Source organism: Kitasatospora sp. NPDC093679 (genome assembly GCF_040683455.1).
Classification (GTDB): domain Bacteria; phylum Actinomycetota; class Actinomycetes; order Streptomycetales; family Streptomycetaceae; genus Kitasatospora; species Kitasatospora arboriphila.
The window spans coordinates 22,987-43,960 of the sequence record NZ_JBFBDW010000057.1 but is presented as its reverse complement, the minus strand read 5'-3'; the positions used below and the strand labels follow the sequence as shown (position 1 = coordinate 43,960).

The following is a 20,974-nucleotide window of genomic DNA, read 5'->3' as shown; positions in this document are numbered from 1 at the left end:
CTAGCGAACACCCGTCAGTACACGTCGCGGACGTAGCGCTTGTCCGCGGCCAGCTGCTTGACGTACGCGGCCGCGCCCTCCTCGCTCAGCCCGCCCTGGGCGGCGACGATCTCGTGGAGGGCGCGGTCGACGTCCTTGGCCATCCGGCCGGCGTCGCCGCAGACGTACAGGTGGGCGCCCGCCTCCAGCCACGCCCACAGCCGCGAACCGTGCTCGCGCATCCGGTCCTGCACGTAGACCTTGTTCCGCTGGTCGCGGGAGAAGGCCAGGTCCAGCCGGGAGAGCACGCCCGCCTCCCCGAGGGCGGCCAGCTCGTCCCGGTAGTAGAAGTCGGTGGCGCGCCGCTGCTCGCCGAAGAACAGCCAGTTGCCGGCGTGGTCGCCACGGGCCCGCCGCTCGTCCAGGAAGCCCTTGAAGGGCGCGACGCCGGTGCCGGGGCCGATCATCACGGCGGGCACCGCCGGGTCGGCGGGCGGGCGGAAGTGCGGCGAGCGCTGCACGAAGATCCGCACCGGGGTGTCGGGGGCCGCGTCCGCCAGGAAGCTGGAGGCCACCCCCTTGCGGCGGCGTCCGGCGGGATTGTCGAACCGCACGACGGAGACCGTGAGTTGGACCTTCGCCGGGTCGACCAGCGGGCTGGAGGAGATCGAGTAGAGCCGCGGCTGCAGCTTCTTCAGCACGTCCACCCACTCCTGGGCGGTGGCCTTCACCGGGTGCTCGGCCACCAGGTCGATCGCCTGCCGGCCCCAACTCCACTGCGCCAGTTCGTCCTTGTTGTCGGGGCGGAGCAGTTTGCGGAGCAGCCGGCCGTCGGCCGTCCGCTCGGCGGCGAAGCGGAGCAGGTCGGTGGTGATCCGGGTCAGGTCGAGGTGCCGGTGCAGCGCCTCGGAGAGCGTCGTCCGCCCGACGCCGGCGAGTTCGACCTCGGTGTCGGGGTGCTGGCCGGTCGCCTCCAGCCACTCCACCACCAGCTCGGGGCAGTTGACCGGCCAGACGCCGAGCGCGTCGCCGACCTCGTACTCCAGGGCTCCGCTCGCGCCGAGGTCGAAGGTGAACTGGCGGACCTCCTTGGCCGCGCCGGGCAGGCTGAGCAGCCGGTTGCCGGTGAGGGTGGCGGTGAACGGTTCGGCCTTGGTGGGTCTGCGCGGGGCGGCCGGCGCCGGGGCGGGCTCCGCGGTGAGCGCGGTCAGCACCTGCTCCAGCCAGCCGGCGGCCGCCTCCTCGTAGTCCGGTTCGCAGTCGACGCGGGGCAGCAGGCGGACGCCGCCGAGTTCCGCGAGGCGCTCGTCGAGGCGGCGGCCGTGGCCGCAGAAGTCGTGGTAGCTGGAGTCGCCGAGGGCGAGCACCGCGTACCGCAGGTCGGGGAGGCGGGCCGCGCCGCCGTCGGCCAGTTGCTGCCAGAAGTCGGCGCCGTTGTCGGGGGCGTCGCCGTCGCCGAAGGTGCTGGTGACCACGAGCAGGTCGGTGCCGGCGGTCAGGGCGCCGGGGACGCAGTCCGCCATGGGCAGGACGGTCGCGCTCCGGCCGGCCTCGGCGAGCCGGGCGGCGGCGCCGGTGGCGATCTCCTCGGCGTTGCCGGTCTGCGAGGCGTACAGGACGACCACCCGGCGGCCGGGCGCCTCGGCGGCGGGCCCGGCGGCCGGCGCGGGGGAGCGGGAGAACATCCCGGCGAGCACGCCGTCCACCCACAGCGCGTGCGCCGGGTCGAAGGGGGCGTCGGCCGGCAGCACCGGCACCGCACCGGCCGGGGCGGTGACACCGAGGCCCGCCAAGTACCCGGCGAGGTAGCGGCGTTCGTGGTCGGCGAAGGCGGGCGGGGCGGCCAGGTCGGTGAGCGCGAAGAGCCGGGTGAGGGCCGCGACCGCGGTGCCGCCCTCGGCGGTCGCCGAGGTGAGGGCGGGCCCGGGGGCGGCGAAGGCGGCCGGGCCCGGGTCGGCGACGGCGGCGACCCGGGTGAGCGAGACCGCACAGGCCTTGAGCTCGGGCTGGAAGGAGACCGGGTCGACGGCGTCGTTGGTGACGGCGTTGATCCCCAGGTACTCGCCGAACATGTCGTTCCAGTGGAAGGGCGCGAAGCAGGTGCCGGGCAGCACCCGGTCGGTGACCACCACGGGCAGCACGGCCCGGCCGCGCCGGGAGGCGACCTCCAGCCGGTCCCCGTCGGCGGCCCGCAGCGCGGCGGCGTCCACCGGGTGGATCTCCACGAACGGGCCCGGGTTCAGCTTGTTCAGCTTGGCGACCTTGCCGGTCTTGGTGAGGGTGTGCCACTGGTGCTGCACCCGGCCGGTGTTGAGCACGAACGGGTAGTCGTCGTCGGGCAGTTCGGCGGGCGGCAGGTGCGGCCGGGCGTAGAACCGGGCCCGGCCGGACCCGGTGGGGAAGGCGAGCCGCGGCCGGGAGCCGTCCTCGCGGACCAGCGGCTCCTGGCTGACGCCGTCGTTGAGGTACCGCACCGGGTTGCGGTCCGGGCCGCCGGGGGCGCACGGCCACTGCGCGGGGCCCTCCCGCAGCCGGTCGTAGGTCACGCCGCGCAGGTCCCAGCCGGTCGTCGGGTTCCAGGCCTGCTTGAGCTCCTCGAAGACCTCCTCGGCGGAGGCGTAGCCGAAGGCCTCGGCGTAGCCCATGGCGCAGGCGACGTCGGCGATCAGCCGCCAGTCGGGCCGGGCCCCGCCGGGGGCGTCCACCACGCCCTGGACGAGGGTGAGGTTGCGCTCGGAGTTGACCATGACGCCGTCGGACTCGGCCCAGAGCGTGGCGGGCAGCACCACGTCCGCGTAGGCGTTGGTCTCGGTCTCGGCGAACACGTCCTGGGTGATGACCAGTTCGGCCGCCTCCAGGCCCTCGATGACCGTCCGCCGGTTGGCCACCGAGGCGACCGGGTTGGTGCAGATGATCCAGCAGGCCTTGATCTCGCCCTCGGCCATCCGCTCGAACATCTCCACGGTGCCGGCGCCGGCCTCGGCGCGCAGGCTGCCCCGCTCGATGCCCCAGAGGTCCTCCGTGAAGGCCCGTTCGGCCTCCACCAGGGCGGAGCGCTGGCCCGGCAGTCCGGGGCCCATGTAGCCCATCTCGCGGCCGCCCATGGCGTTGGGCTGGCCGGTCAGCGAGAACGGTCCGCTGCCGGGGCGGCAGATGGCGCCGGTGGCCAGGTGCAGGTTGACCAGGGCGTTGGTGTTCCAGGTGCCGTGGGTGGACTGGTTGAGGCCCATCGTCCAGCAGCTCGTCCACTCCCCCGCGGTGCCGATCCACTCGGCGGCCTGCCGCAGGTCGGCCTCGGCGAGGCCGGTCAGCTCGGCGACGGCGGCGGGCGGGTAGTCGGCGAGGAAGTCGGACAGGTGCTCCCAGCCCTCGGTGTGCTCGGCGATGAACGCCTCGTCGGTGTGGCCGCCGGCGACCAGCAGGTGCAGCAGGCCGTTGAGCAGCGCCAGGTCGGTGCCGGGGCGGATCTGCAGGAAGAGGTCGGCCTTCTCGGCGGTGGCGGTGCGGCGCGGGTCGACGACGACGAGCTTCGCACCGGCCTTGACCCGTTCCATCATGCGCAGGAAGAGGATCGGGTGGCAGTCCGCCATGTTGGAGCCGATGACCAGGAAGAGGTCGGCGTGCTCGAAGTCCTCGTACGAGCCGGGCGGGCCGTCGGCGCCGAGCGAGAGCTTGTAGCCGGAGCCCGCGCCAGCCATGCACAGGCGGGAGTTGGACTCGATCCGGGAGGTCCGTACGAAACCCTTGGCGAGCTTGTTCGCCAAGTACTGCGCCTCCAGGGACATCTGGCCCGAGACGTAGAACGCCAGCGCGTCCGGCCCGTGTTCGTCGACGATGGCGCGCAGCCGTCCGGCGACGGCGGCGACGGCCGCGTCCACGTCGACCTCGGCCGGCTCCTCGCCGCGGCCGGTGCGGACGAGGGCGGTGCCGAGCCGGCCGGGCGCGGCCATCAGGTCGGCGTGGGTGGCGCCCTTGGTGCAGAGCCGGCCGGCGTTCGCCGGGTGGACCGGGTCGCCGGAGGCCTTGACCACCCTCCGGCGGCCGTCGGCCTCCCGGGTCACGTCGAGGACGATGCCGCAGCCGACCCCGCAGTACGAGCAGGCCGTCCTCACCCGGCTGGTCTCCTGCTGCGGCGTCGGCACCGTCACGGCTGCCCCTCTCGTGGCCGCCGGTCCGGGCCCCCGCCCGCGGTGGCGGAGGCCCGCCGACCGGCCCGGTGGGACGCTCCCACCCGTGTCCAACGTAGGAAGGCCCTGTTGCGCGAAGGTGTCGTGCAAGGTGACCCGGCCGTTACGCCTGCCGCACGGAAGAACCCTCCGAGTGTGAGGCCCGGGGGTGGCGGCGACAAGGGGTCAGTCGGCGGGGGTGAGTTCGGCCATCTCGCCCCAGCCGTCGACCGGCGCCTCGACGTAGATGATCTGCGGCTTGGCCGCGATGGCCTGCGGCAGTTCGGCCATGGCGGCCTTGAAGTGGTCGGAGTTCACGTGGGCGGCGCCGGCCTCGGCGTCCGCGAAGGCCTCCAGCAGGACGTACACCTGGGGGTCGTCGACGCTGCGGGACCACTCGAAGAAGATGTTGCCCGGCTCCTCGCGGGTGGCCCGGGTGAACGCGTCGACCCGCGCCATCCAGCTGTCGGCGTACTCGCGGCGGGCGGTGAACTTGACGTTGATCAGGATCACGGCTGACTCCTCAATGGTGGTGTGGTGGTGGGGCGGTGACGGCCGCTCAGCCGAACTGCCGGGCGGCGCGGGTCAGGACGTCGCCGATCCGGCCGCGGGCGGCCCGGTGGGCGGTGGGCAGCGAGACGGAGAGCGCCCGGGCGGGGCCGTCGCCGGCGGGCGGCAGCGGCACGGCCAGGCACATCCAGTCGGGGTCGTACTCGCCGACCGAGACCGCCAGGCCGAGTCGGCGGACGAGGCCGAGTTCGGCCTCCAGCCGGTCGGGGTCGGTGATGGTGTGCTCGGTGAACCGCGGCAGGCCGTGCTCGGCCAGGTAGCGGCGGCGGGCCGGTCGGGAGAGCGCGGCGAGCAGCACCTTGCCGTGGGCGGTGGCGTGCGCGTGCGGTTCGGTGCCGGCCTCGAAGGGGTCGCCGTCGGCCGCGGCCGGCCCGGTGCTCTCGACCACGGCGATCCGGCCGTCCCGGTAGGTGCTGTAGTACGCGGGGGTGCCGGCCGCGCGGGCCACCCGCAGCAGCAGGTCGCGGACGTCGGGCTCGGCGGGCTCCCGCCGCCGGTACGCCCGGTGCAGGGCGGGGATCCGCGGGCCGAGCACGTAGCCGCCGCGGGTGCGGGCGAGGTGGCCGCGGGCGGTGAGCGGGCCGAGCAGGGTGTAGACGGTGGAGAGCGAGCAGCCGAGCCGGGCGGCGAGGTCGCGGGCGGCGACCGGGCCGGGTGCGTCGGCGACGGCGTCCAGCAGGTCGAGCGCCCGGTCGAGCGACTGCGGGCCGTGCGCGGCGGCGGCGATGGCGGGGCTCCTCTCGGCGCGGGGCCCGTACGGGCCGGTCGCCCCACAGCCTGCCCGAGGCCGGGCCCGCCGCCCAAACCCGCCGCACGGTCATTCCGGCGGTGCCGGAATGTGCGGCGCGGGGGCCGTCAGGCCGCGACGTCCTCGCGGTCCTCTCCGTCCTCGTCCTCCGCGTCCTCACCGCCCGGCCCCTTGCCGCGGACGTGGGCGGGCAGCGCCGTGGTGCAGAGGAAGCCGATCAGGGCGATGCCGCCGCTGGCGAGGACGGCGACCTTGAGTCCCGTGATCTGGGCGTCCCGGTAGTTGTCGACGATGGCGTCCGCCTCCGCGGGCGGGATCGAGGTCTGCTCCAGCGCGTCGGCGACGCCGTCCGCGGGGACGAAGGTGAGGCCGGCCTCGATCCGGGTGCCGGCCTGCCGGGCCACCTCGTCGGAGATCCGCGGGTCGTTCTTGATCAGGTTGCTCAGCGAGGCGGCGAGCGCACCGATCAGGATCGCGCCGATCAGTGCGGTGCCGAGCGAGGAGCCCAGGTTCTGGGCGGTGTACTGGAGTCCGCCGGCCTCGCTGCGGTCGGCGGCGCCGACGCTGGACTGCACGACGTTGCCGAGCTGCGAGGCGAGCATGCCCATCCCGAGGCCCATCACCGCCATGGCGAGGGCGAAGGAGGCGTCGTTCAGCTCGGGATCGATGGTGGCGAGCAGCCAGACGATGGAGGCGAGCAGCACCAGGAACCCGGCCCGGACGATGGTGCGCGGGGAGGCGATCCGCAGCAGCAGCGAGCCGCTCATCGAGGCGACCAGCATGGTGGCGGACACCGGCAGCAGCCGCAGGCCCGTCTCGAAGGCGTCCTCGCCCAGCACCACCTGCAGGTAGAGCGGGATCACGAAGAACAGGCCGAGCAGGATGGTGTTCTGGTTGAACAGGGTGATCAGCCCGGAGCGCAGCGACCGGACGCGGAACAGGCCGAGGTGCACCAGCGTCGGCCTCCCGGCGGCCTCCCGGCCGTGCTCCCAGCGGGCGAAGACGAAGAGCAGCAGGCCGCCGAGGGTGATGGCGAAGAGGGTCGGCGAGAAGCCGAACACGGTGAACGGCGGGTTCCGCGGCTCCAGCCAGCCCCAGCTGCTGCTCTGCAGCACGGCGAGGACGACCAGCGCGAGTCCGGCCGCGGAGAGCGCGACCGCCACCAGGTCGAGCTTCGGCCGTTCCTTCGGCGGTTCCTCGGCCGGGATCCAGCCGATCAGGCAGAGCATCGCGACCACCAGGACGACCTCGCCGGCGAAGACCAGCCGCCAGGTGAGGTAGGTGGTGACCCAGCCGCCGAGCAGCGGGCCGACGGCGATGCCGGCGCCGGCGAGGCCGCCGATCACGCCGTAGGCGACGGCCCGGTCGCGGCCCCGGTAGACGCCGGCGACGAGGGCCGCGAGGGCGGGCAGCACCAGGGCGGCGCCGAGCCCCTCGATCACGGACCAGCCGAGCGCGAGCACCCACAGTTCGGGGGCGATCGCGGTGAGGCCGGAGCCGACCGCGTAGACGACCAGGCCGACCACGAAGGTGCGGCGGCGGCCGTACATGTCACCGATCTTGCCGCCGGTGAGCATGAAGGCGGCCATCACCAGGGTGTAGAGGGTGATGACCCCCTGGATGGCGGTGACCTCGGTGTCGAAGTCGTCGACGAGCTGACTGATCGACACGTTCATCACCGACGCGTCCAGCACCATGAGGAACTGGCCCGTGCCGAGGACGACCAGCGGCTTCCACCGGTTCACCGCACCTCCAGGGGGTCTGACAGCGAGTCGGTCAGCCGTTGAGGATCCGGGCCTTCTGCGCCTCGAACTCGGCTTCGGTGAGGATGCCCTGCTCCTTGAGCGTGGCGAGTTCCTTGAGCTGGTCGATCTTGCTGTCCATGCTGACCGGGGCGGCGGCCGGCGGGGGCGGCGGCGGTGCCTGCTGGTAGACCACCTGCTGCGGGGGCGGGGCCTGCTGGGCCTCCTGCTCGGCCCACCGGCCGGCCTGCCGCCGGGACACGCGGTTGGACACCGCCGTGGCGGTGCCCGCGACCACGGCGGTGCGGGCGACTCCTCGGATCAGTCCGGGCATGGTTCTCTCCTTCGGTCTTCCGGTGCCGGCGCCGGGCCGGTCACTCCTCGGACTCGAGCTCGTCCAGCGCGGCGACGACGTCCTGCAGCGGGATGCGGCCGCTCGCCACCAGCTGGGCGCCGCCGCGGCGCAATGCGGCGGCGAACGGCGCGGCCCACAGGTTCTCGTAGACGATCAGGCCGGCCGAGTTGCCGGGCTCCAGGGCGGCGGCGGCCTCGTCGAGGTCCTCCGAGCCGAGCAGGCCGGAGGCCGCGCCCTCGAAGACCGCGAGGTCGAGTTCGCCGTCGCCGGTCATGTCGGCGATCTCCAGCCCGACGACGGAGCCGTCGAGCTCCTTCTTCATGAACATCAGGTCGATGATCCGGATGATGCCCCGGTCGACCAGGTCGACGAGCAGCGGCAGGCCCTCCCCGGTCATCTTGCTGCCGGGGAACTCGATCACCACGTAGTCGATCGGGCCCATCTCGTTGAGTTCGTCGGTCACTTCGGGCTCCTCGGGTGCGGGTGCGGGTGGGGGCTCAGGAGGCCGGCGGCCCGGGCTCCGGGCGGCCGCCGTAGGCGATCAGCGCGTACAGGGCGATCACGTCGATGGCGATGACCAGCACGGACCAGACCGGGTACGACGGGATGAAGGCCATCTGGGCGAAGGCGTTGAGGACGAGGACGGCCACGCCGAACCAGCGGGCGAGCTGGTTGCGGGCGAGGACGCCGGCCGCGGCGAAGCCCTGCGCGACGGCGAGGGCGAGCATCGCCCAGCCCCAGGCGCGCAGGTCGCCGAAGACGAAGCGGGCGTCGCCGACGAACACCTTGGACTGCGCGATCGCCGCGATGCCGTCGAGGCCGTTGAACAGGGCGAGGACGCCCAGCATGACGGCGGCGAACATCCGCATGGACTCGCCCTGCTGCGTCGCCCGCGGCGGCGTCGGGCGGAAGCTTCCGGCGGGATAGGGTGCGGTCGCCATCGAGACCTCCGTGTCGGGCGTCCTGGACGGTCCCCCAGATCAGGGTGCGGTCAAGCGGGCGGCTCCGCACCACCCGGCGCGGGTGACCGGCCGCCCCGGCGGTCACCCTCCGTGCGTTGCGGCCGCCCGGGGGTGTACCGATGATTGAAGCCGGGACGACGTGTGCACCCGGCACGCGCCCTGGACTCCGGTGGTCGCCATGCCAGACAGCTCAGGAAATCGGCGGCCGGCCGCCGTCGGCGCACCGGCCCCGGCGGCGCCTCCTCCCCCCGCCGGTCCCCCCGGTCCCCCCGCGGGTCCCCCCACTGCTCCCGCCGTTGCTCCGAACGGCGACCCCGTGCTGGCCGCCCGCTTCGCCGCGCCGCCCGTCCCCCGCACCTTCGTCCGCCGCGAACGGCTCGCCGACCGGCTCACCGCGGGGCTGCAGCGGCCGCTCGTCCTGGTGAACGGCCCGGCGGGGGCCGGCAAGACCCTGCTGGTCGCGGACTGGGCGGCGCGGGCCGCCCTGCCCGGGCCGCTCGTCTGGCTCACCCTGGAACGCGGCGACGAGGCACCCGGGGTGTTCTGGGCGCAGCTGCTCGCCGCACTGCGGCACGGCGGCATCCCGCTCCCCGCGGACGTGGCCGGCCCCGCCCGGGCCGCCGAGGTGGACCTCGCCCTGCCGGACCGGCTGGCCGCCGGACTGAACGGGCGCGGCGCCCCGGTCGTCCTGGTGCTGGACGAGTTCGAGCACGTCACCTCCCCGGCGGTCGCCGAGGCGCTGGACGGACTGCTGCGGCACGCGGCGGGCGGGCTGCGGCTGGTCCTGATCAGCCGGGACGAGCCGCTGCTGCCGCTGCACCGTTACCGGGCCGCCGACGCGGTCGCCGAGATCCGCGGCACCGACCTCGCCTTCACCGCCGAGGAGACCGGTGTCCTGCTCACCCGGCACGGACTGGCCCTCTCCGAGGAGGGCGTGCAGGCGCTGACCCGCCGGACGGAGGGCTGGGCGGCGGGCCTGCGGCTGTGCGCACTGGCCACCGAGAACACCGACGACCCGGAGGGCTGCCTGCGCGAGTTCGAGGCCGGCAACAGCACCGTCGCGGACTTCCTGCTCGCCGAGGTGCTGCAGGCCCAACCCGCGGAGACCCAGGACCTGCTGCTGCGCACCAGCATCCTGGAGCGCACCCACACCGGGCTGGCGGACGCCCTGACCGGCCGGCGGGACGCCGCCCGGATCCTGGAGGAGCTGCGGCACGCCAACGCCTTCGTCACCCCGCTCGGGCACGCCTGGTACCGGCAGCACACACTGTTCGCCGAGATCCTCCGGGTGCACCTGCGCGCCCGGCACCCCGGCCTGGAACAGGAGCTGCACCGGCGGGCCGCGCACTGGCTGCACGACGCCGGGCGGCTCGCCGACGCGCTGCCGCACGCCGCGGCGGCCGGGGACTGGGAGACGGCGGCCGACTGGCTGGTCGACGACCTGGCGGTCGGTCAGCTGCTGGCCGGCCTGGACGCCGCCCGGCTGGGCGCGCTGTTCGCCCGCATGCCGGAGCGGGCCGACGGGCCGGCCGTGGCGCTCGTCCGGGCCGCCCGGGCGCTCGCCCGGTGGGACGTCGACCGCGGGCTGGCCCACCTCGGCCGGGCCGACGAACTCGCCCCGCCCGGCACCGGCAGCGCCGCCGCCCGGCTGAGCAGCGCCGTGCTGCGCGTGCTGGCGGCGCGGCTGCTCGGCTCGGCGGACATGGCGGAGAACGCCGCGGAGAGCGCGGCCGAGCTGGAGCACGAGGTGCCGGAGGAACGGCTGCGGGCGCACCCGGAGCTGAAGGCCCTGCTGCTGGCCGGGCTCGGCTCCGCCCAGCTGTGGGAGGGCCGGTTCGACGCGGCGCGGGCCGGACTGACGGCGGCGGCCGAGGCCGCGGGCGGCGCCGCGCAGGCGGCCGTCCGGCACGAGTCGCTGGGACGGCTGGCGCTGATCGACCTGCTGCTCGGCTCACCGGGCCGGGCCGAGGCGCACGCCGTGGAGGCGATCGCGGAGGCCGCCCGGTGCGGGCTGCCGCCCTCGGCCCACAGCGGCGTCGGCCACCTGGTGCTGGCGGAGATCGCCTTCGACCGGGACGACCTGGCCGTCGCCCGGACGGCCCTGGAGCGGGCCGAGGCCGGGTCGGGTGCCCGCCGCGACCCGTTGCTGGTGGTCGGCCTGGCGGTGCTCAAGGCGAAGCTGCTGCTGAACTCCGGGGACGCCCGCGGCGCACTGCTGACGCTGGCCGCGGCGGAGCGCCCGGCGCCGGCCGACAAGCCCTCGCCCTGGGCGCGCGAGCGGATCGCGCTCGGGCAGTGCGCCGCGCAGTTGGCGGCCGGTGACCCGGTGGCCGCGCTGCGGGTGCTGTCCGCCGCCGGCGAGGGGCCGGAGCCGGCCGTCGCCGCCGCGCAGGCGCACCTGGCCGCGAACGATCCGCGGGCCGCGCTGGCGGCGCTCGACGCGGTGCCCGCCCGCGCGGTGCGGCCGGCCGTCGCCGTCCGGGCGCAGCTGGTCCGGGCCCGGGCCGCGTCGGCGTTCGGGGATCCGGCGGCGGCCCACCGGCTGCTGGCGCAGGCGCTGGCCGCGGCCCGCCCGGACCGGCTGCGCCGCCCGTTCCGGGAGGCCGGGCCGTGGGTGCGGCGGCTGCTGCAGGAGCGCCCGGCCCTGGCCCACGCGCACGGCTGGCTGCCCCGGGACCTGGTCGCCGGACTCCCCCGTCCGGGTGACGCGCCGGCGCCCGCCCCGGTGGTGGAGCAGCTGAGCGAGCGCGAGCACGACGTGCTCGTCCGGGTGGCGCAGTTGATGTCGACCGACGAGATCGCCGCCGACCTGCACCTGTCGGTGAACACCGTGAAGACGCACCTGAAGAGCATCAACCGCAAGCTCTGCGCCACCCGTCGCGGCGAGGCGGTGCGCCGGGCACGGCAGTTGCACCTGCTCTGAGCGGGCCGTCCCACCCCGGCCGGGTGATGACCCGACCGGCCGTACCGGGGACGGTGGAGCAGGGGGTCCGAGGCCGTGGGGTACCGAGGGAGCGTGTGCCCATGCACTACGAGATCCGGGTCGCCGGGACGATGTCGGAGACGATGCTCTCCGAGGGGTTCCCCGAGCTCGACAGCTACGTCGTCCCCAGCCAGACGGTGCTGTACGGCCAGGTGGTCGACGAGGCGCACCTGTACGGCCTGCTGGCCCGCTTCCGGGCGCTCGGCCTGCGGGTGGTGGAGTTCCGGCAGCTGCCGGACTGAGGGCGGGGTCCGGCAGCTGCCGGACCCCGCCCCGCGCGCACGGTGCGCACGAGGGCGCCGGACCGCAGTGGCGGTCCGGCGTCCCTTCAGGTCCGGGCGGTCAGGCCAGGACCTTCGCCTTGGCCTGCTGGTACTCCGCCTCGGTGATCGCGCCGCTCTTCTGCAGATCGGCGAGCTTGGCGAGTTCGTCGACGTGGCTGGACGGTGCCGGGCCGGAGCCGGCCGCGGCCTCTTGGACGTAGGAGCGGAAGTCCTGCTCGGCCTGCATCCGCATCCGCATCTCGCGTTCGCCCATGCCCCGGCCGCGGGCGATCAGGTAGACGAACACGCCGAGGAAGGGGATCAGGATCAGGAAGATGCACCAGCCGGCCTTGCCCCAGCCGCCGACCGAGTCGTCACGGAAGAGGTCACCGAAGATCCGGAACAACAGGAAGAACCAGAGGATCCAGAGGAAGAACCACAGCATGGTCCAGAAGATGTTGAGCAGCGGGTAGTCGTTCACCGTGCGTCTCCCGTCTCGGGCGGCCTGCCTGCCCCGGGGGGGGTGCGGCAGGCGGGGTACTCCGGATCAACCGTCCCCGGAGCGGGGGGCGCCCGCACCACCCGGCGCGGGTGATCTCCGCCGGCCGGGGCGGCGGGAGACTGGGGGCTCCGGGGCGCCCCGTGCGCCGGCTCCGCCGAACGAGGGAGCACACCATGACCGCACCCTCCCGTCCCGCCCCCACGGACCCGCAGGACCTGCTGACCGGGCTCGGCAGGTCGTGGCTCTGGCCGCTGTCCTTCGGAGTACTGACCCTGGTGGCGGGCATCGTGATGCTCGCCTGGCCCGAGGAGACCACCCGAGTGGTCGCGATCATCATCGGCCTGCAGTTGCTGGTGGCCGGGGCGGTCCGCTTCGTCACCGCCTTCACCCACGAGGAGGGCACCGGCGGCCGGGTGCTGCACGTGCTGATCGCCCTGCTGTCGGTGGTGGCCGGTGTGCTGGTGCTGCGGCACCAGCTGCAGACCGTCGGCTTCCTGGCGATCGTGGTCGGCCTCTACTGGCTGCTGGCCGGGATCGTGACGCTGTTCGTGGCGATCTCCGGCAAGTCGATGCCGGGCCGCGGGCTCGCGGTCTTCCTGGGCGCGATCGGGGTGATCGCGGGCATCGTGGTGCTCGCCTACCCGGTCGAGTCCGCCGTCGCGCTGGCCAGGCTGCTCGGGCTGTGGCTGCTGCTGCTCGGCCTGATCGAGATCGGCGGTGCCTTCGTGCTCCGCTCGGCCGTGCGCCGGACGGAGGTGCAGATGCGGTGAGGCGCTGCCGGGCGGGACGGCGCACCGACGGCCGTCCCGCCCGGTCGTGCCGGGCCCGGTGCCGTCAGCGCGTCCGGCGGGCGGCCAGCAGGGCGCCGTCCAGCGGGAGTTCGGCGACGCCGGTGAGCTCGAAGCCGGCCTCGGCGAACAGCCGGCCGTAGTGCTCGGCGGTGCGCTCGCGGCCGCCGACGTTGCACAGCATGTGGACGTCCCAGGGCACCGCGAGGGACGGGCCGGCGTCCTCCTCGGCGGGCAGCAGCCGTTCCACCACCAGGAGTTCGGCGTGCTCGGGCACCGCCTCGGCGAGCCGGCGCAGGATCGCCAGGCACTGCCGGTCGTCCCAGTCGTGCAGCACCCGGGAGAGCAGGTAGACGTCGCCTCCGGCGGGCACCTCCTCGGTGAAGTCGCCGGCCACCAGGCGGCAGCGGTCGACGCAGCCGGCCTTCGTCAGCGTCTCCCGGGCGGCCTCCACCACGTGCGGCCGCTCCAGCAGCACGCCCTCCAGGTGCGGGTGGGCGGACAGCACCCCGGAGATCAGCGCGCCGTTGCCGCCGGCGACGTCGACCACGACGCGGGCGGCGCCGAAGTCGACGAGTTCGGCGATCGGGTCGAACATCTGGGTGCTGGCGGCCATCGACCGGTCGAACAGGTCGGCGAGCTGCGGGTCGGCCGCGAAGTGGGCGAAGTGGTGGGCGCCGTAGGTGTGCTCGAAGGCGTCCCGGCCGGTGCGGACGGCGTACCCGAGGGCGCCGAAGGATCGGTAGAAGGGGCCGCCGTAGAGCAGGGCGAGCGGGTGCAGCGACCGGTCCGCGTCGGTGCGCAGCAGCCGTCCGAGCTCGGTGGGGCGGTGCGAGCCGGTGCCGTCGGGGGCGAACACGCCGAGCTCGGTGAGGTAGCGCAGCAGCCGCCGCAGCCGGTCGGGGTGGGTGCCGGTGAGCTCGGCGAGCCGCTCGGTGGTCGGCCGCGGGGCGGTGTCGAGGTGGTCGGCGAGCCGCAGTTCGGCGGCGACCGCGACGGCCTGGGTGGCCCAGGCGCCGGTCATCAGGTGCAGCAGCCGGTCGGCAGGGCGGTCGCCGGTGCTGCCGTGGGCGGCGAGGACGCCCGCGTGGTGGCCGGAGGTGTTGAGTTCCAGCCGCCGGTGGCCCGACTCCGCGCCGGTGCGGAAGTAGAGGACGGTGGTGTCCTCGTGGGCGTTGTGCCCGCCGCCGTCGGCGGTGGTGCGGCCGCGGTCCAGCAGGGTGGCGCGCAGCCCGGCGAGCACGACCGGGTCCGGCGTGGTCACCTCCAGCGCGAGGTGCGCCTCGTGGTCGTGGGCGCGCTCGCCGGCGGCGAGGGTGTCGAGGCCGGAGCCGGGCGGGACGGCCAGCGCGAAGATCTCGATCTCGCACGGGCTGCCGTCGGCCGCGGTCACCGGGACGCGCAGGATGCCGACCTCCAGGCTGTCGGCGCTGCGCCCGTAGCGGCGGGCGAGCCGTGCGCGGACGACGGTGCTGGGGGCGATCGGGCCCGCCTCCAGCCCTTCCGCGCGGAGCAGGGCGTGCAGGTCGCCGAGCGAGTGCGGGAACACCAGGACGGCGGCGTGGGTGAAGCGGCTGTGCGCGGCGACGGCGTCCCGTTCGGCGGGCGCGAGGCCGGGCAGCAGGTCGGCGAGGACGGTGCCGGTGTCGTTGGCCGCGACGAAGGCGGCGGCCCGGCGGATGCGGTCGAGGTCGTGCGGATGCAGGCGCGGCTGTGCCGCGCCGGGCGGGTTGCCCATGCGGTTGTCTCCCCCGTGGAGCGGGTCGGGTCGGGAAATGCGGAGTGGTGGCGGACCGTCAGATGCCGACGTAGTTCTCGGCGAAGTGGTCCTGGTGGCGGCGGGAGGTCTGCAGGCTCTCCAGCCGGGCCTGCTGCAGGGCGCGCAGGAAGACGGCGTCGTCGTCGCTGCCGGCCGGGCCGTGCAGCAGGTTGATCATCCAGTGCGAGAACTCCTGCGCCCGCCATATCCGCGGCAGGCAGTCGGCGGAGTAGCGGGCGAGCGGCTGTTCGTCGCCGCCGCGCAGCGCGGCCGTCAGGCCCCGGGCGAGGATCTCCGCCTCCATGACGGCGAGGTTGGCGCCCTTGGCGGCGGCCGGGCTGATCAGGCCGGCCGCGTCGCCGACCAGGAAGAGCCGGCCGTACTGGATCGGGTCGAGGACGTCGGAGGTCATCTCGACCGTCCGGCGTTCCACGATCGGGCCCTCGTGCAGCGGCCCGTGCCGGTCGGCGCGCATCCGGTGGGCGAGGTCGGCCCAGATCCGGGCGTCCGGCCGGGTGTCCGGGGACTCGCCTCTCGGCACCTGGAGGTAGTAGCGGGTGATGTCGGGGGTGCGGGCCATGTGGCCGGCGAAGCCGTCCTCGTGGACGGCGTAGGCGACGGGGCCCATGCTCTGCGGGGCGGCGGCGAGCAGGGCCAGCCAGGTGACGCCGTGGTCGCGGCGGTAGCGGCGGACGGCCCCGACCGGGACGGCGGTGCGGGCGGTGCCGTGGCGGCCGTCGCAGCCGGCGACGAACCGGGCGGACAGCCGGTGCAGGGTGCCGTCCGCGGACTGCGCGGTGACCGCCGGGCGGTCGCCGGTGAGGCCCGTGATGCCGACCACCGGGGTCTCGAAGCGCAGGTCGCCGCCGCGGGCGAGGAACTCGGCGACCAGGTCCCGGACGAGGTGCTGCTGCGGGTAGACGGTGTGCGCCTCGCCGCGGCCGAGGCTGCCGTAGGTCAGGTGGAACTCGCCGCGGTCGGTGCGGAAGGCGCAGGTGTCGTGCTGCCGGCCGTCCTTCAGCAGGCCCTCGGCGAGGCCGTTCTCGGTGAGCACCCGGACGGTGTTGGCGGCCAGGAACCCGGCCCGGGCGCGCTGTTCGACGTGGGCGCGGCTCTGCCGCTCCAGGACGGTGCACCGCACCCCGGCGCCGAGCAGCAGGTTGCCGAGGACCAGCCCGGCCGGCCCCGCTCCGACGATCACGACCTCGGCGGCGTCCTCGGCCCCGGCGACGTCCTCGGCCCCGGCGGTTCCGGGCACGGTGCTTCCGGGCATGGTGGTTCCGGGCATGGTGGTTCCGGACATGGTGGCGTGTTCCCCCCGTACGTGTTCCTCCGACAGGCTGTCAGGTGCGGTCCCGCAGCCGGTGACCGGCGGCCCCCGCGCCGCCGAACATCCCTCCAACGGCCGGGGGCGCCGACGGGTTTCGGGCGGCGGAGAAAGGTCGACCCGGGTGGCCGGATGTCACCGCACTGCCGCCGCCGGTTCACTCGCCGTTCGGCGAGCGCCGCGTAGCGTTCGCGGCGCGGCCGCACACCCGGCGGCCCGCCGCCACGTCCTGGGGGTCACCACCATGCGCCTCGCCCAGCCCCGGCACTACCTCATGTGCCGTCCCACCCACTTCGACGTCGTCTACTCCATCAACCCGTGGATGGACCCGGGCAAGCCCGTCGACACCGCGCTCGCCGTCGCCCAGTGGGAGCAGCTCCGCCGGACGTACCTGGACCTGGGGCACACCGTGGAGACGGTCGAACCGGTGCCCGGCCTGCCGGACATGGTCTTCGCCGCCAACGGCGCCACGGTGCTGGACGGCCGGGCGCTGGTCGCACGGTTCCGCGACCGCGAGCGGGCGGACGAGGCCCCCGCCTACCGCGAGCGGCTGCTCGGCCTGGGCCTGGCGGAGGTGGCGACCGCCGGCTTCGTCAACGAGGGCGAGGGCGACTACCTGCTCTGCGGGGACCTGCTGCTGGCCGGCACCGGCTTCCGCAGCGACCCGCGCTCGCACGCCGAGGCGCAGGAGTTCTTCGGCCGCCCGGTGATCGGGTTGACCCTGGTCGACCCGCGCTTCTACCACCTGGACACCGCCCTCGCGGTGCTGGACGAGCGGACGGTCGCCTACTACCCGGAGGCGTTCACCCCGGGCAGCCGGGCGGTGCTGCGGCGGCTCTTCCCGGACGCGGTGGTCGCCACCGCCGAGGACGCCGCCGACTTCGGGCTCAACGCGACCTCGGACGGCCGGCACGTCGTGCTGCCGCAGAACGCGACGGCGCTCGCCGAACAGCTGCGCGACCGCGGCTTCGAGCCGATCGGTCTCGATCTGTCGGAGCTGCTGAAGGCCGGCGGCAGCGTCAAGTGCTGCACCCTGGAGCTGCGGACGGCCTGATCCCGCGCGGGGAGGAGCAGCAGGCAGCGGGGCAGCAGGGCCCGTCGGACGGCTCGCGGAGCCGGCGGCGGGCCCCGGCGCGTCCGGCGTCGTCCGGCCGCGCCAACGCGCCCCGCACCCTATCCGCGCGCCCGGTTCTGTCCGCGGCCGTTCGGCCGTGTCGATCACCGATCAATCCTTTCTGCGGGTGTTTTCACCTGATGGGGTGGCTGACGGCCAGCCGGACGGATCAAGGGTGCGTGACGATCTAGTGTTCCGTTCCGGGCGCCGGTCCGCCGCACACGACTGGCGCCGCCTTCCCTTCTCGACACAGGATCTGACGCTCCGCCATGCCCGCGCGAGGCGGCGCACCATACGAAGGAGAACCCTGCCGATGTCCGTGGACGCGAGCCCGGAGGCACCGCAGGTGCAGCAGCAGTCCAGCCTCACCACGGCTGCCGCGCGCAATCTCGCCACGACCACCAAGTCAGCCCCGCAGATGCAGGAGATCACCTCCCGCTGGCTGCTGCGGGTCCTGCCCTGGGTGCAGACCGCCGGTGGCGCCTACCGGGTGAACCGCCGACTGACCTACACGGTCGGCGACGGCCGGATCGAGTTCGTCAAGACCGGCTCCCAGGTCCGGGTGATCCCCCGGGAGCTCGGCGAACTCGCCCTGCTGCGCGGCTTCGAGGACGTCGACGTGCTCACCGTGCTGGCCGACCGCTGCGTCCAGCGGGACTTCGGGCCGGGCGAGGTGCTGGCCGAGCGCGACACCCCGTCCGACCGGATCCACCTGATCGCGCACGGCAAGGTCAGCCGGGTCGGCAGCGGCCGGTACGGCGACGACACCGAGCTCGGTGTGATCGGCGACGGCGACCGCTTCGGCGAGTCCGCGCTGCTCGACCCGGACGCCGTCTGGGAGTACACCGCGAAGTCCCTCACCGCCGGAACGGTCCTCTCGCTCTCCCGCACCGAGTTCGAGGCCGTGCTGGCCGGCTCACCCGCGCTGCAGGCGCACATCCACGAGTTCCGTTCGCTGCCCGCGCAGCGGCAGAACGAGCGTGGCGAGGCCGAGATCGCCATGTCGGCCGGCCACCACGGCGAGCACCAGCTGCCCGGCGCCTTCGTGGACTACGAGCTGCGCCCCCGCGAGTACGAGTTGAGCGTCGCGCAGACCGTGCTCAAGGTGCACACCCGGGTCGCCGACCTCTACAACCAGCCGATGAACCAGATCGAGCACCAGCTGCGGCTGACCATCGAGGCGCTGCGCGAGCGGCAGGAGCACGAGCTGGTCAACAACCCGGAGTTCGGCCTGCTGCACAACGCCGACTTCGACCAGCGGATCCAGACCCACTCCGGCCCGCCCACCCCGGACGACCTGGACGAGCTGCTGAGCCGCCGCCGCGACTCGGAGTACTTCCTCGCCCACCCGAAGACCATCGCCGCGATCGGCCGGGAGCTCAACTCCCGCGGGCTGTACCCGGACCACGTCGACCTGGGCGGCCAGAAGGTGCCGGCCTGGCGCGGGGTGCCGATCCTGCCCTGCAACAAGATCCCGATCACCAAGGAGCACACCAGCTCGATCCTGGTGATGCGCACCGGCGAGGACAACCAGGGCGTGATCGGCCTGCACCAGACCGGCATCCCGGACGAGTACCAGCCGAGCCTGTCCGTGCGCTTCATGGGCATCGACGACAAGGCCCTCATCTCGTACCTGGTCACCGCCTACTACTCGGCGGCGATCCTGGTGCCGGACGCGGTCGGCGTGCTGGAGAACGTCGAGATCGCGGGTGGCCGCGGCTGACCGGGTGACGGCCGTAACCCGGCCGTACAAGATCGAGTTGACACGGTGTCGGGCAGCCCGTTCGGGTGCCCGGCACCGCCTCGTGTCCGCCCTCCGATCGTCACCGAACCACCGCCGACGCACCGTCGCCGGAACGAAAGGCACCAGATCCACCATGCCGGGACCGATCACCCCGCAGGCCCGCGGCGTCCGACTGGCCGGCACCGTGCTGGGCGCGACCGCCGCCTGCGCCCTGCTGACCGGTGCGGCGTACGGGCGGTCCGCCGCCCCCGGGGTCGACACGGACGTCGACTCCTGCGCCCGGGTCGCCGTCTCGGTGACCGGCGTCGGCGGGGTCGACATCGAGGTGGAGGTCTGGACGGACGTCACGATCGACGTGGACATGGGCGCGGTCACGGCCGCCGTCCACCACCCCGGTCAGCCGTCCCTGCCCGCCCACCCCGGCCAGCCCCACCCCGGGCACCCGGTGCATCCGGTGCACCCGGTGCATCCGGTGCATCCGGTGCATCCGGTGCATCCGGTGCTCCACCCGACGCACCCCGCCCATCCGGTGCACCCCGTGCACCCCACGCACCCCGCACATCCGCCGCACCCGACCCATCCGCCGCACCCCACCAGGCCGCCCAAACCGCCGAAGCCGCCCAAGCCCCCGCACCCGTGCCCCACCCCGACGCCGACCCCCACGCCCACCCCCTCGCCGACACCGGCGCCCACGCCCTCGCCGACACCGACCCCGATGCCCGCGCCGGTGCCGCAGACCCCGCGGCCGGCGGCGCCCCCGCCCGCCCCGCTGCCGGCCGAGCCCGTACCCTCGCCCCCGGCCGCGGCGCCCGCCGCCGAACCGCCGGAGCCGGAGCCCGCACCGCCGGCCCCGCCCGCCCCCGCCCCGCGGAAGATCCGGATGCCTCCGGCCCAGCCGGCCGTCGCGCCCGCCCGGCACCGCAGCAGTTCGCCGGTGACCACGATGATGATCGTCACCGTCCCCGCGGTGCTCGCCGCCGCGGCCGCCAAGGTCCGCGGGAAGGCCGCCGCCCGCGGCAGCCGGTCCTGACCGGTCGGTCCCGCCGCCCCCGACCGGCCGTCGGCCGGTCGGCCGTCCAGTGCTGAACAGGAGTTGTCATGTCGGAGTGGCTCGCCCTGGCGATCGCCATGGCGGCGTCCGTCCTGGTCGTCGTCGCCGTGGTGGTGCTGCGCCAGCGACGGGTCGGGGAGGACGACGACCCGTCCGAGACCCCGGACGTCATCGAGTACATCACCATGATGATCGGCGTGGTCTACGCGATCGTCCTCGGCCTCGCCATCGCCGGCGTCTGGGAGGCCCGCAGCGCCGCCCAGGACGAGGTGCTGAACGAGGCGCAGGCCCTGCACGAGGTGAGCGCCCGGGCCGAGGTGTACCCGGCCGACTTCCGGGCCCGGGTCCGCGGCGACGTGGACGCCTACGTGACCTTCGTGGTGAACACCGAGTGGGACCACATGCGCGAGAACGGCGAGATCTCGCCGCGCGGCACCGAACTGCTCGCCAAGCTGCGCCAGGACGTCGCCTCGCGGGCCCCGCAGTCGGACCTGGAGGCGCAGGTCTACCAGCCGGTCATGGACCGGATCGCCGCGGCCGACGAGTCCCGCAACACCCGTGGCCAGAGCACCGGCCCGACCATGCCCGGGGTGGTGTGGTTCGGTCTGATCGTGGGCGCGGTGGTCACCGTCGGCATGGTGTTCGCGCTGCAGATCCGGCGTTCCCCGAGGGAGTTGATCCTGGCCGGCACCTTCAGCGCGCTGATCGCCTTCCTGCTGTTCCTGATCTGGGACTTCGACGATCCCTTCGGCCGGGGCGTCTCGGTCTCCACCCAGCCGTTCCTGGACCTCTTCCCGTCCCTGCACTGAGCGCGGACACGTCCCGAGGGGCGGGGGGGGCCCCCCGGGTGCCCCCGCCCCCAACAGGGCGCGGCCGGCACGAAGGCGGAACCCCCCCCGGGGGGGGGGCCGGGGGGGCCGC

The 20,974-nt window shown here is 74.6% G+C and carries 17 protein-coding genes and 1 pseudogene; 7 read left to right on the top strand and 11 right to left on the bottom strand.

What is annotated here, in order from left to right; translation table 11 throughout:
* Nucleotides 1–14 precede the first annotated feature (14 nt).
* The 8 genes and pseudogenes from AB0O09_RS32350 to AB0O09_RS32315 form a co-directional block, all read right to left on the bottom strand.
* Nucleotides 15–4,127: a bifunctional nitrate reductase/sulfite reductase flavoprotein subunit alpha gene (locus AB0O09_RS32350; protein WP_363548011.1), complete on the bottom strand. Its 4,113-nt coding sequence runs from the start codon at nt 4,125–4,127 to the stop codon at nt 15–17.
* 204 nt (nt 4,128–4,331) lie between these two features.
* Nucleotides 4,332–4,658 (bottom strand): putative quinol monooxygenase, encoded by a 327-nt coding sequence (locus AB0O09_RS32345; RefSeq protein WP_363548008.1) that lies wholly within the window; start codon nt 4,656–4,658, stop codon nt 4,332–4,334.
* A 46-nt stretch (nt 4,659–4,704) separates the two neighbouring features.
* The gene (locus AB0O09_RS32340; RefSeq protein WP_363548006.1) at nt 4,705–5,250 is read right to left on the bottom strand and encodes an IclR family transcriptional regulator C-terminal domain-containing protein; all 546 of its coding nucleotides are present in this window, start codon (nt 5,248–5,250) and stop codon (nt 4,705–4,707) included.
* A 27-nt stretch (nt 5,251–5,277) separates the two neighbouring features.
* Nucleotides 5,278–5,442 (bottom strand): annotated as a pseudogene (locus AB0O09_RS32335) (helix-turn-helix domain-containing protein); the annotation flags it as partial.
* 128 nt (nt 5,443–5,570) lie between these two features.
* Nucleotides 5,571–7,208 (bottom strand): MFS transporter, encoded by a 1,638-nt coding sequence (locus AB0O09_RS32330; protein WP_363548003.1) that lies wholly within the window; start codon nt 7,206–7,208, stop codon nt 5,571–5,573.
* 31 nt (nt 7,209–7,239) lie between these two features.
* Nucleotides 7,240–7,539 (bottom strand): SHOCT domain-containing protein, encoded by a 300-nt coding sequence (locus tag AB0O09_RS32325; RefSeq protein WP_363548000.1) that lies wholly within the window; start codon nt 7,537–7,539, stop codon nt 7,240–7,242.
* 40 nt (nt 7,540–7,579) lie between these two features.
* A complete protein-coding gene (locus AB0O09_RS32320) occupies nt 7,580–8,023 on the bottom strand; it encodes a DUF6325 family protein (RefSeq protein WP_363547997.1) in 444 nt (147 codons plus the stop codon).
* 34 nt (nt 8,024–8,057) lie between these two features.
* Nucleotides 8,058–8,501 carry a hypothetical protein gene (locus tag AB0O09_RS32315; protein ID WP_052391463.1) on the bottom strand — a complete coding sequence of 148 codons (444 nt, stop codon included), beginning with the start codon at nt 8,499–8,501 and terminating at the stop codon, nt 8,058–8,060.
* A 337-nt stretch (nt 8,502–8,838) separates the two neighbouring features.
* Between AB0O09_RS32315 and AB0O09_RS32310 the strand changes: the two genes are divergently transcribed.
* Nucleotides 8,839–11,445 carry a LuxR C-terminal-related transcriptional regulator gene (locus tag AB0O09_RS32310; RefSeq protein ID WP_363547994.1) on the top strand — a complete coding sequence of 869 codons (2,607 nt, stop codon included), beginning with the start codon at nt 8,839–8,841 and terminating at the stop codon, nt 11,443–11,445.
* A 101-nt stretch (nt 11,446–11,546) separates the two neighbouring features.
* Nucleotides 11,547–11,747, top strand: coding sequence for a hypothetical protein (locus AB0O09_RS32305; RefSeq protein ID WP_263102957.1), 201 nt, complete (start codon nt 11,547–11,549; stop codon nt 11,745–11,747).
* 100 nt (nt 11,748–11,847) lie between these two features.
* Here the strand turns inward: AB0O09_RS32305 and AB0O09_RS32300 are convergent, their stop codons facing one another.
* Entirely contained in the window at nt 11,848–12,249 is a 402-nt protein-coding gene (locus AB0O09_RS32300) for an SHOCT domain-containing protein (RefSeq protein WP_344624165.1), read from the bottom strand.
* Nucleotides 12,250–12,443: 194 nt separating this feature from the next.
* Here AB0O09_RS32300 and AB0O09_RS32295 point away from each other — a divergent pair, with 194 nt between their 5' ends.
* On the top strand, nt 12,444–13,040 hold the full coding sequence (locus AB0O09_RS32295; RefSeq protein WP_363547991.1) for a DUF308 domain-containing protein: 597 nt from the start codon (nt 12,444–12,446) through the stop codon (nt 13,038–13,040).
* Nucleotides 13,041–13,104: 64 nt separating this feature from the next.
* Here the strand turns inward: AB0O09_RS32295 and AB0O09_RS32290 are convergent, their stop codons facing one another.
* Nucleotides 13,105–14,796: a methyltransferase gene (locus AB0O09_RS32290; RefSeq protein ID WP_363547988.1), complete on the bottom strand. Its 1,692-nt coding sequence runs from the start codon at nt 14,794–14,796 to the stop codon at nt 13,105–13,107.
* A 58-nt stretch (nt 14,797–14,854) separates the two neighbouring features.
* Complete coding sequence (locus AB0O09_RS32285) at nt 14,855–16,120, bottom strand: 4-hydroxybenzoate 3-monooxygenase (RefSeq protein ID WP_363547985.1); 1,266 nt, start codon at nt 16,118–16,120, stop codon at nt 14,855–14,857.
* Between the two features lie 253 nt (nt 16,121–16,373).
* On the opposite strand from AB0O09_RS32285, the gene ddaH reads away from it, so the two are divergent.
* The 4 genes from ddaH to AB0O09_RS32265 all read left to right on the top strand — a co-directional run bounded on the left by ddaH (nt 16,374) and on the right by AB0O09_RS32265 (nt 20,862).
* Nucleotides 16,374–17,198, top strand: coding sequence for a dimethylargininase (gene ddaH, locus AB0O09_RS32280; protein WP_363548031.1), 825 nt, complete (start codon nt 16,374–16,376; stop codon nt 17,196–17,198).
* A gap of 373 nt (nt 17,199–17,571) precedes the next feature.
* A complete protein-coding gene (locus AB0O09_RS32275; protein WP_344624169.1) occupies nt 17,572–18,981 on the top strand; it encodes a family 2B encapsulin nanocompartment shell protein in 1,410 nt (469 codons plus the stop codon).
* A gap of 154 nt (nt 18,982–19,135) precedes the next feature.
* Nucleotides 19,136–20,032: a hypothetical protein gene (locus tag AB0O09_RS32270; protein WP_363547983.1), complete on the top strand. Its 897-nt coding sequence runs from the start codon at nt 19,136–19,138 to the stop codon at nt 20,030–20,032.
* 68 nt (nt 20,033–20,100) lie between these two features.
* The gene (locus AB0O09_RS32265; protein WP_363547980.1) at nt 20,101–20,862 is read left to right on the top strand and encodes a hypothetical protein; all 762 of its coding nucleotides are present in this window, start codon (nt 20,101–20,103) and stop codon (nt 20,860–20,862) included.
* Nucleotides 20,863–20,974: the final 112 nt, after the last annotated feature.